Raw genomic sequence first — 11547 nt, 5'->3', positions numbered from 1 at the left:
TAAGCCACACTCTTTGGTAAAATTAAATATAGCCCTAGGTTCCTGCAGAAAAAATAGCTCAAAGCCTCAAAACACCTCAAAATTTAAGGTTTTCGCACTATTCCTTTAAGATATTCCCCATATAATATTCGGTTGATTAAACAATTTTACAAACTAACCAGGCCGGGTAACCGGTCAATATAAATCAGCTAACCAACAAACCAATGAACCAAGTTTTTACGAAATGTAAACATTTTGAGCTTCCTGGGATTTTTCAGCAACAAGGCAGTCTCTGTCATCCAGGCTTGTCACATCCCAACAATGATCCTGCTAAAGTATGGGGCAGCAAATGGCCTACCTATCACGCGGTAGCGCTGGGTGTAAATAACCGCCCGATCGAATTTCGCGCTGGCATTGATGCTTTTTACCCCGGTTTCTTAGACCTCATCAATTATTGTATGAAAAGAATTTTTTCAACCCCTATTAATCAAATTTTAGTAAGCGCATGAAAAAAAAATACCTGATATTTTTCATTGTGATAGTATGGTCACTATCGTACAATGTAACCAGCGCTTCTTCTGTTGATGGAGCTGAGTACCATTCTCATCAGAAATTAATTAAAGGGCAGGTAAAAAACCGTTATGGATATCCTTTAAAAGATGTTAAAGTGAGTGTTAAAGGTAAGGTCAGCAATGCACTTACTGATGCAAAAGGCCATTATAATCTGGAAGCCGATATCGATGATGTACTGATCTTCGAATTAACCGGCTACAATAAGCAGGAGCACCGTGTGGCGGGAAAAAGCATTGATGTATTTCTACAAGAGGATGCTGAAGGCGAATTGGTGAATACTTTATTTGGAACCCCTGAATCTTCAACTTTTTCGGGTTCAGTGGCTAAAGTTAAAGGAGAAGAATTGAGTGATATTCCTACGCCAAGTATCAGCAATACCTTAAGCGGAAGACTGAACGGGCTGATTACTACGCAATCTATCTTAAACGGCAACGATCGTTCATCACTTAGCTTAAGGGGCCGGACACCAATAATTATGGTAGATGGTGCGATCAGGGATATGGATGGACTGAGCTTTAATGAAATAGAAAGCATCACCGTCCTTAAAGATCCGGTTTCACTAGCCGCCATGGGGATGCGAAGCTCAGACGGTGTAGTATTGGTGCAAACCAGGCACGGCCTTAATGCTAAACAGGTGATCAGTTTTTCAGCACAAGGCGCAATCCAGGAGTCGATAAATCTACCAAAATACCTCGATTCGTATAATTATGCATTGCTTGCGAACGAAGCATCAGCCAATGACGGACGCCCTCAGATCTACAGTCCTGCAGATTTGGAAGGTTATAAGAACGGTACCAATCTATATCAGTACCCAAATGTAAACTGGTATGATACCGCACTTAAACCCCGTTATAGTTTCAACCGGTTTAACCTGAGTGTTCAGGGTGGCGGGCCTGCTGCCAGGTATTTTGTAGCACTGGAGAATCAGAACCAGGGAGGGATTTTTAGGGATGGAACGAATGACCTGAATACCAACAATACGGTTAACCGTTATAATTTCCGGTCAAATGTTGATGTTGATATCGACAAGAATTTAAGCATAGCTTTAGGCTTGTCGGGAAAATACGAACAGGTGAATAGTCCTGGTGCCGGAACGGATGCCATACTGGATCAGATCAGGCAAACCCCTTCAAATGCATATCCTGTTTTTAATAAGGACGGTTCGCTAGCTGGAAATTCACTTTACGTAAAAAATATTTACGGTCAGCTTTATCAAACCGGTTACAACAGAGATAACCGACGCACCTTGTTAGTAGATGCCAGCCTGAACCGTAAACTTAATTTCATTACCAGCGGTCTTTCTTTAACAGGTGCCATACACTACACCTCTTATTATAGCAACATTATCTCAAGAAGCAGATCTAATTTTGCTGTTTTTCAACCCGTTATTGATCCGGTTACCCAGGCTGAAAGTTATTTGCAGTTTGGCACCAACGCCAGTTATGCCAATGCAAATTCGTACGGAAACAGTTTTGCAAGACGCTTGAATTATGATGCAGGCTTAAAGTATAACCGTAGCTTTTTAAAACATCATATTGATGCTTCATTAAGGTATATCTGGGACCAGTATGATGTTGGTCTTTCACTCACCCACGCCTATCAGGGGCTTGTTGCAACAGCGTCATACAACTATGATGGAAAGTTATTTGCTGACATGACGGTAAGCCACCAGGGAACCGAACAATATCCTGTTAACAAGAGGTACGGAACATTTCCTGCCCTTTCTGTAGGTTATGATCTTAGTAAAGAAAGTTTTATAAAAGGCGATATTTTTGATCAGTTAAAGTTAAAAGCATCAGCTGGCCTGTTGGGTTTTGACAGGACTTCAAATTTTGCTTTTCAGCCCTACTACACCACAGGAAGTAATGCTTATTATTTCGGGAGTACAGCTACCGGAATGGCAGGCTGGAATGAGGCCTCTTTAGGAAATCCTTCCATTACCTGGGAAAAAACAAGGGTATACAGTGCGGGCATTGATGCAAGGCTTTTAAAGAACAGTTTGGGGATAAGCCTTGAATATTTCAGGCAGCACCGCTATGACGTACTGCAGCAAAGAGGCCAGTCAAACCCATTACTGGGAGCCGTTTATCCTTTAGAAAATTTAGGCGTTTATAATTATAATGGTATTGAGCTGGGATTAGATTACCAAAAAAGGATCGGAGCGGTGGAATTAAGTTTGAGTGGAAATCTTCAGGCGGCCAACAGCAAAGTAGTTTTTACTGATGAACTGGTCAGAAAATACGCTTACCAGCAGCGTACCGGATTACAGATAGGCCAGGCTTTTGGCTTGGTTGCTTCAGGACTTTTCCAAAACCAGGCCGAAATTGACCAGAGTCCCAAACAGTTTTCAACGGTGCTTAAACCTGGAGATATCCGCTATGTAGATCAGAATGCAGATGGGGTAGTCAATGAAGATGATGTGACCGCGATTGGAAAAAAAGGTATGCCGGTTTACTACGCCGGTTCTATTGGCCTGAGGTATAAACAATTTGATTTTTCTGCTTTGGTACAGGGCGTTGCCGGGAAAGACTTTTATTTTACAGGAAACAATGCATGGGAATTCCAGGAGAATGGGAATGTTCAGGAGCATCACTTAAATCGCTGGACACCCACCAATACAGCTGCAGATTATCCGCGTTTAAGCTTTGGTACCAACACCAATAATCACAGAACTTCAACTTACTGGATCAGGGATGGCAATTACCTGAGACTTAAAAATATACAACTCGGTTATACCCTGCCTTCTTCGGTAACGCGCAAAATAGGGCTGGGAAATTTAAGGCTGTTCACTTCGGCCTTTAACCTGTTCACCATTACGAAGCTTAAAGACCTCGATCCGGAGTCGCTCTTCAGCAGTTATCCGCTTTACAAGAGCTATAACATTGGTTTAACCGCTAAATTTTAAACATATGAAATTATATAAAATATTAATCGTGGTACTGTTTGCCGTGTTTATCTCCTCCTGTGAAAAGGATGTGTTTACGCAGCTTCCTGTAGAACGTACCGACCTTAGCGATATCTTTAATCCTAAGGATAGAGAAGGCATATTGATTGATGAATATTTGGCAGGAATATATGCGCAGCTACCCAATGGCTTTAACCGCATAGGTAATAACCTGTTGGATGCCGGAACCGATGATGCACTGAGCGGAGATATTTCTGTAACTGCTGTAGATAAGTTTAAGACCGGACAATGGGGTCCTTCAGATCTGCCTGAAAATCCCTGGGTGACATCTTATATGGCAATAAGAAGAGTGAATATTTTACTGGCAAACATTGGCACCTCAGGCATTCCTGATGTTAAAAAAGATGCACTTCGTTTTCAGGCAAGGGCTTTACGCATCATTTTTTATTTCGAGCTGGTAAAAAGATGGGGCGGTGTTCCATTGATTGGCGATAAGGTTTTTGTTTTGAACGACAACCTTCAGCTTCCAAGGAATACCAGGGCTGAATGTGTAGATTATATCCTGGCAGAATGTGAATTCCTGAAAGATAAATTGCCGGCAACGCTTACAGCAGGTGAGGTGGGCAGGCTTTCTAAGGGTGTGGTACTGGCACTTAAATCGCGTTTGCTTTTGTATGAAGCCAGTCCACTGTACAATCCTTCAAATGATGTGGTTAAATGGCAGGCAGCAGCAAAAGCGGCCGACGACCTGATTAAACTAAACAGCTATTCGCTCGAAGCCAATTTTGGAACCATGTTCACTACACGGAGCAACAAAGAATTTATATTGGCCTACCAGCAGGCAGATAATACCAGTATCGAAAGCCTTAACGAGCCGCCGGGTTATAAAAGAGCCGGGCAGGGAATCACCAACCCAACACAGAATCTTGTAGATGCCTTTCCGATGTTAAATGGTAAGGCTATAGGTGAAGCAGGTTCGGGATATAACGCTGCAGATCCTTATAAAGACCGTGATCCACGCTTTTATCTCACCATATTCCACAATGGTTTTTCATGGCTGGGTAGCCCCGTAGAAACCTTTGTAGGAGGTAAGAACAATACGCGGATTGGTATTGGCATGGGTACAAAAACAGGCTATTACATGCGCAAATTTATGACCACCAGTGGCTCTGCAACAGGTTTTTCAAGCGCCACCCATAATTTCCCCATTTTCAGATATGCCGAAATCCTCCTCAATTATGCGGAGGCTCAAAATGAAGTATTAGCTGCGCCTGATGCCTCTGTTTACAAAGTAATTAACGACCTCAGAAAAAGAGGCGGCAGCACCGGAGTTTTTGCGCTGGGCTCATTAGATAAAGCACAAATGAGAGCAATCATCCGAAACGAGCGACGCATTGAGCTGGCATTCGAGGAACACCGTTTCTGGGATATCCGCAGATGGAAAATTGCAGAAAATGTTTTAAACGGCACCTTAAAAGGGATGAAGGTTATTCAAAATGCCGACAAAACATTCACCTACGACCCGAATGTCGTGGTGCAAACGGTCACATTTGATGCGGCTAAAATGTACCTGTATCCGATACCTTATGTGGAAATACAGAAAAACAGCGCCCTGGTTCAAAATCCGGGCTGGAATTAAGCGGGCTTACAAATTACTATTTACGATATAATGAAGAAGATATATATAATGCTGGTTTGTACACTGAGTGTACTGTTTGGCTTTGCCCAAACCAGAACAATAAATGGTCGGGTAACCGATGGTGCCGGGGGGCTTCCGGGAATAAATGTTAAAGTAGAAGGTACTGCTATTGGAAGTACAACAGATAATAAAGGCCTTTACGTGATTCAGAACGCACCTGCGAATGGAACGTTGGTATTCAGCGGGGTAGGTTACAGGACAAGATCAGAGAAGCTGCAATCCAAAAACGTATATAATGTACAAATGGAAGAAAGTGTAGAAGGATTGAATGATGTAGTGGTGATTGGATTTGGAACACAGAAAAAAGCGACAATGACAGGGTCGATTGCCAGTGTAAGTGGAAAAGAACTTAAACAGAGTCCGGTGGCAAATCTTACCAATGCCCTGTCTGGCCGTTTACCAGGCCTTTTTGCGCAGCAGAATAGCGGACAGCCTGGCAAAGATGAGGCCGCCATACAGATCAGGGGGATTAGTACCTACCGTTCAGGGACGGGACCTTTATTGATTGTAGACGGTGTACAACAGGATAATATTGGTCAGATTGATATGAACGAAGTAGAGAATATCTCTATTTTGAAAGATGCTTCGGCTACAGCGGTTTATGGGATACGCGGGGCAAATGGTGTAATCATCGTGACAACCAGACGTGGCCAGACGGGTGAAGCAAAGGTTTCCATCAGTAACCAAACGGGAATTCAGCAGTCAATCCGCTTGCCGAAATTATTGGATGCCTATAACTCACTGCTGTTATTAAAAGAAAGTTACGTAAATGACGGGCAGGCGGCTAATTTTCCATATACCGATAGCCAGCTCGAAGAATTTCGTTTAGGTACAAATCCTTCCGTTTACCCTAATGTGAGCTGGTATGACGAAGTGATGAGGCCCAGCTCATTACAAACACAGTTTAATGCCAACGTTTCGGGCGGTACCGAAAATGTAAAGTATTTTGTTTCGGCCGGAATGATGAACCAGAATGGATTGTTTAAAAACTTTAAGGAAAGTGAAACCGACAACACTTATTATTTAAAACGTTATAATTTCAGATCGAATGTAGATATTAAGGTAAACAATAACCTGGATATTGGCCTCGATCTGTCTTCAAGGCTGGAAAACGTAAACCAGCCGCATCCCAACGAAGCAGGACGTTCGGTGTTTAACCAGCTGCTCCGTTTAGGTTTTGCACCTTATTCATTCCCGGTTTACAATCCCGATGGTTCCTATGCCGCACCGCCTCAAAGCAATCAACATCCTAACATGGTAGCGCAGTTAACATTGGCTGGTTACGACAGGACTTACAACACCGTACTGACCTCTAATTTAACAGCCACACATAAACTCGACTTTTTGCTAAAAGGTTTATCTGCTAAAGGTGCATTTGCTTTTAACAATACCCAGTTTTCAGAAAAGGACCTGTTCAGGAGTGGCTATCCAACCTACAGGTATAATCCTACCAACAACACCTATAGTCTGTTCAACACGGCTAACAATGTTTTAAGGCCTTATCAGGTTGGTACAAACAACCTTGCTCCAAGAACGGCTACCAATCTCGAAGCATCTCTTAATTATGCAAACCAGTTCGGAAAACACAATTTAACGGTTCTGGCACTTTATAACCAAAATACAAGGGTATATGTCAATGGTAGCGGAGTTCCCGATCCATCGCGTAAAATCAGTTACCTGGGCTGGGTTGGAAGAGCCACCTACAATTATGCGGGACGTTATCTGGTCGAATTTAACCTTGGCTATACCGGCTCAAACCAATTTAACAATACCAACCGCTTTGGTGTCTTCCCGGCCGCTTCTGCAGGTTGGGTGGTATCTGAAGAATCTTTTGTGAAGAATAACCTTAAATTCTTAAACTATTTTAAAATCAGGGGTTCTTACGGAATTGTTGGAAACGACAATGTTGGCCTTGACCTCACCACTTATGCCTACCTGAGTACCTATGTGCCTACTGGTACTTACCAGTTCGGTGATTCGAATACCACCTACAACGGACTGGCCGAAGGAAAACTCGGTAACGACAAGTTAACCTGGGAAAAAGAAAGAAAGGCAAATATCGGCTTTGATGCACAATTGTTTAAATCTAAAGTAAATGTCACTTTCGATTACTTCGATAATTTCAGGTACAATATTATTACCACAAGGACCACTGTAGGAGATGTGGTGGGGATTACCCTGCCTGAGGTAAACATGGGCAAAGTAAGTAATAAGGGAATGGAACTGGAGATCGGTTATACCAACAGGGATCACAAACTGGGTTATTTTGTAAAAGGAAACATTGCAATAGCGAAAAACAAAGTGCTGGAGCGTGATGAGGAACGTAAAAAGTATCCCTGGCTACAACTTACCGGGCAGCCAGTAGGGCAGCCTTTTGGCTGGCAGTGGATCGGGTTTTACCAAAGCCCGGAAGATGTTGCAAACAGTCCTGGTACCGCTTTTAAACCACAGGTGGGTGATTTGAAGTATGCCGATCTGAATGGTGATGGAATTATAAATGACGATGACAAGGGCCCTATTGGTTTCCCGGTTGTACCCAATACTACTTTTGGACTGTCTGCAGGGCTAAACTATAAGGGTTTCGATTTTAGCTTTTTGCTTCAGGGAGCCGTAAACAACAGTGTTAGGCCTACAGATGAGCTGATTTATGAAAATATCGGAAATTTTCAGGATTTCCACCTGGGAAGATGGACACCTGAGAATGCAGCCAATGCAACCTATCCAAAACTGCATCTTGCCGGTGGTGGTGCCAACAACAGGCCAACAACATCTACATTCTGGCAGCGCTCAGGTAATTATCTGCGTTTAAAGAATTTGGAGATCGGCTACCAGCTAACGCCTTCAGCCCTGAAACGAATAGGAGTAGGTAGTCTTCGTATCTATGCTAACGGATCAAACCTGCTTACCTGGGACAAGCTTAAGATCCTTGATCCCGAGTCGCCAAGCGGCCGGGGAGAAAATTATCCTCAACAGAAAATTTATAGTCTTGGGTTAAACCTTAATTTTTAAATGTCATGAAATTACTAAAACATATTGCATTACTAATATTGGCTGTAAGTGCCCTGTTTAGCTGTAAAAAGGACGGCGTATTAACAGGTGATACCCAGACTGATATCTTCGATAAAGACGTATGGGCCGATAGTGTTCGTACCATACAGATATTAACCAGTATTTATGCCGATCTGGGGCCGGAAAGCATGACCACGCGCATCAACACCTCAAACTCTTTGTCGGAGTTTAGCGATGAGTCTGACGAGCGCTGGACAACGACAAATGTTTCACCTGCAGCAGCTTTTCAGCAGGGAAACTATAGCCCTAGTTCTTTACCCGATCCTTTTAATAATATCTGGAAGAATACCTATAAATCGATCAGAAAGGCCAATCTTTTTATCAGCAGGGTAGATGAATCGCCATTATCTGCAGCGTTAAAGAAAAGGATGAAAGCCGAAGCCCGTTTTCTAAGGGCCTGGTATTATCATTTATTGATGAAACATTATGCCGGAATTCCTTTGGTTGATCGGGTACTTACATTAGATGATGATTTTAATCTGCCGCGAAACAGTTACGAAGAATGCGTAAATTATGTGGTTAAGGACCTGGAAAGTGCGTCAGCTGATCTGCCAATGGAATATACTGGAACAGAGGGTTATAACCATGGCCGTATTACAAAGGGTGCTTGCCTGGCACTAAAAGCCCGCGTGCTGTTATTTGCGGCAAGTCCTTTATTTAATGGGGGTGCTGCAAACGCTAACCCTGTTTTTGGATATCCTACTGAAGATAAACAGCGATGGACAAAGGCAGCTGCTGCTGCGAAAGCGGTTATTGACCTGAATTATTATAGCCTTTTACAGGGCGACGGCGGAAATAACAGCACGGCAGAGGGTTTCTATAATGTATTCCTGCTTAGGGTAAATAAAGAGATGATTTTTGCCAGACTGGCGGGAAGTAACCGTACTTATGAAAACTCACATCTTCCGGCAAGCAGGGGCGGTGCGTATCATAATGCGCCCAACGGCGATTATGTAGACACTTACCCGATGCGCAACGGAATGCCGATCAATGCACCTGGATCAGGTTATGATCCACAGAATCCTTATGTAAACCGCGATCCGAGATTCTATCGTTCCATTATCTATAACGGTGCATCGTGGTTAAATCCATCAACCAATACCAAACAACCGGTATTTACTTATTTTAATGCACCTAATGATGGGCTGAGTATTCCTTATATCACTCCCGGAACGGAAACAGGTTACTATAACCGTAAAATGATGAGCGAAGATGTAACCGGTTCAACTGGAGGAACACAGCACTTTTTTCCTTTTTTAAGGTATGCTGAAGTGCTATTGAATTATGCAGAGGCATTAAACGAAGCTGGACAAACTGCCGATGCTTATGAGCCAATGCGTCAGATTAGAGAGCGGGCGGGACTTTTACCTGCAAATCTCCCTGCAGGGTTAAATCAGGAACAAATGCGCAAATACATCAGAGACGAGCGTAGGATTGAACTGGCTTACGAAGATCACCGTTTCTGGGATATCCGCAGATGGAAGGTTGGAGCGAGTACATATGCAACTGTGCTTACCGGAATGAAGATCATCAAAAATGCAAATGGAACCTATTCTTACGAGAAGATTAACATCCCAAAACCTATTTCGGTATTTATTGAACCAAAAATGAACCTGCTGCCAATTCCGGCAATCCAGGTCAATATTTCAGATAAGCTTATTCAAAATCCTGGTTGGTAAATCAACCAGGAAAATCATGAAGTAAAAATAATCTACCTATCAACCTAACCAAAAATCTATTCAAAATGAAAAAAACATCCCTGTTATTGTGCCTGCCGCTCTTTTTTGCAGCCTGCACGAAAAATGTTCCCGTAGAAACTGTCGAAACAACAACGCCAGTCGCAACTGTAGATACAGGCTTTACAAGTGATCACAAGTATAATTTAAATGTAGTATACTTTGTGCCGACAGATAATCCGGCTAAACCAGAATATGAACGCCGCTTAAGCGACATCATGTTGTCAGCGCAAACCTATTATGGCAATCAGATGAAACTCAATGGATATGGATTTAAAACCTTTGGTTTATTCACCAATCCTAGCAAAACCAGGATAAAAATAATTACCATACCGGCAAAATACACTTACGACAAGTATACTACAGATCATTTGAATGATATTGTTGCTGAAGTGGAAGCTTATTTTACAGCCCACCCTGGCTCAAAATCAGGCGAGCATTCGCTTGTCATAAGTCCTTCCATACCAAGCGGCATCGGTAATCCCTATGTCGGTTACGGAAAATATTGTTTTTGGCCCGACAGAGGAGAAGAGGTTACCAGTACGACCGGACTGGGAGGATTAATGCACGAGCTGGGGCATGGTATAAATTTAGACCATAACAGACAGCGTGAGTCAAGGATAAATGACCCCAACTATGGTACTTCGCTAATGGGAAGTGGCAATGGGACCTATGGAAAATCACCTACATTCCTCACGGAGGCAGATTGTGCGATTTTAAATACCAATCAGGTTTTTCAAACCAACACTTCCATCACTTATTATGGAGCGGTAACGGCAAAAATTAAAAGGATGTACGCTTCCTATTCTACGACCAAAGGTGCTATTATTGTCTCGGGCCGATTTACCAGTAGTGTTCCGGTTACTAATGTTACCTATTACCTCGATCCCAACAACAATAATGAAGGAGTTGGGGTAAATAAAGATTATAATGCGGTAACCTGGAGCACGAAAGTAATCGGGCTTGATAGCTTTTATGTAGAATTGCCGATGACTGAAATGAATAACAGCTATAAAGCAAACAATCCTGCAGAATTAAAAGTAAAACTGATTCACGAAAACGGAAGGATCACAAATACGACCTTTAATTTTAACTTTTTAAATAATATTCCGGTGATCAACATAGCGCCATCCGGATTTGATAAAAGTGACTGGAAGGTAATTGATTTCAGTTCGCAGGAAACTGTAATAGAGAACAAACCCGCCAGTTACATGATTGACGATGATATTAATAGCTTTTGGTTTGCCAAACATTCATCTCCTGCAGCAGTTTTGCCTCATTATGTAACCATTGATCTCGCTCGAAGCAGTACTGCCGATGGCTTTACCATCCGCCAGCGGGCAGGGGCTTACCGTGCTGTAAAAGATGTGGAAATTCTGACCAGTTCGGATAACCAGGTATGGACCTCAGCAGGTAACTTCGTTGTACCAAAGGTTGACACTGAATCTAAAATTCCTTTTGCTTCTGCTAAAACATTCAGGTACTTCAAAATTATTGTGAAGTCTAATTATGATACAGCAGAACCAAATAAATCGTGTATTGCAGAAATTGGACTGTATAAAAACTAGATCCGGAATTTCAAAAGA

Annotated in this window: 6 protein-coding genes; all 6 read left to right on the top strand. The window is 42.5% G+C overall.

Annotated elements, in window-relative coordinates; genetic code table 11:
• Positions 1-203: 203 nt before the first annotated feature.
• The 6 genes from AC04QZ_RS07265 (at position 204) to AC04QZ_RS07240 (ending at position 11529) form a co-directional block, all read left to right on the top strand.
• Positions 204-488, top strand: a complete 285-nt coding sequence (locus AC04QZ_RS07265) for a hypothetical protein (RefSeq protein WP_478357193.1) — start codon at positions 204-206, stop codon at positions 486-488.
• Positions 485-3457: a SusC/RagA family TonB-linked outer membrane protein gene (locus AC04QZ_RS07260; protein ID WP_478357192.1), complete on the top strand. Its 2973-nt coding sequence runs from the start codon at positions 485-487 to the stop codon at positions 3455-3457. The genes AC04QZ_RS07265 and AC04QZ_RS07260 overlap by 4 nt, the downstream gene beginning before the upstream one ends.
• A gap of 4 nt (positions 3458-3461) precedes the next feature.
• Entirely contained in the window at positions 3462-5096 is a 1635-nt protein-coding gene (locus AC04QZ_RS07255) for a RagB/SusD family nutrient uptake outer membrane protein (RefSeq protein WP_478357191.1), read from the top strand.
• Between the two features lie 30 nt (positions 5097-5126).
• Positions 5127-8165 (top strand): SusC/RagA family TonB-linked outer membrane protein, encoded by a 3039-nt coding sequence (locus AC04QZ_RS07250; RefSeq protein WP_478357190.1) that lies wholly within the window; start codon positions 5127-5129, stop codon positions 8163-8165.
• Between the two features lie 5 nt (positions 8166-8170).
• A complete protein-coding gene (locus AC04QZ_RS07245; protein WP_478357189.1) occupies positions 8171-9904 on the top strand; it encodes a RagB/SusD family nutrient uptake outer membrane protein in 1734 nt (577 codons plus the stop codon).
• Between the two features lie 65 nt (positions 9905-9969).
• Positions 9970-11529, top strand: coding sequence for a discoidin domain-containing protein (locus AC04QZ_RS07240; RefSeq protein WP_478357188.1), 1560 nt, complete (start codon positions 9970-9972; stop codon positions 11527-11529).
• The last annotated feature ends 18 nt before the right edge of the window (positions 11530-11547 follow it).

It is taken from the genome of Pedobacter folensis (assembly GCF_056490665.1).
This window is presented reverse-complemented; position numbering and strand designations above follow the sequence as displayed.

Bases quoted from the DNA above. Each gene is read 5' to 3' on its own strand.
- AC04QZ_RS07240 (WP_478357188.1), top strand. From the start codon at position 9,970: ATGAAAAAAACATCCCTGTTATTGTGCCTGCCGCTCTTTTTTGCAGCC.
- AC04QZ_RS07265 (WP_478357193.1), top strand. From the start codon at position 204: ATGAACCAAGTTTTTACGAAATGTAAACATTTTGAGCTTCCTGGGATT.
- AC04QZ_RS07245 (WP_478357189.1), top strand. From the start codon at position 8,171: ATGAAATTACTAAAACATATTGCATTACTAATATTGGCTGTAAGTGCC.
- AC04QZ_RS07255 (WP_478357191.1), top strand. From the start codon at position 3,462: ATGAAATTATATAAAATATTAATCGTGGTACTGTTTGCCGTGTTTATC.
- AC04QZ_RS07260 (WP_478357192.1), top strand. From the start codon at position 485: ATGAAAAAAAAATACCTGATATTTTTCATTGTGATAGTATGGTCACTA.
- AC04QZ_RS07250 (WP_478357190.1), top strand. From the start codon at position 5,127: ATGAAGAAGATATATATAATGCTGGTTTGTACACTGAGTGTACTGTTT.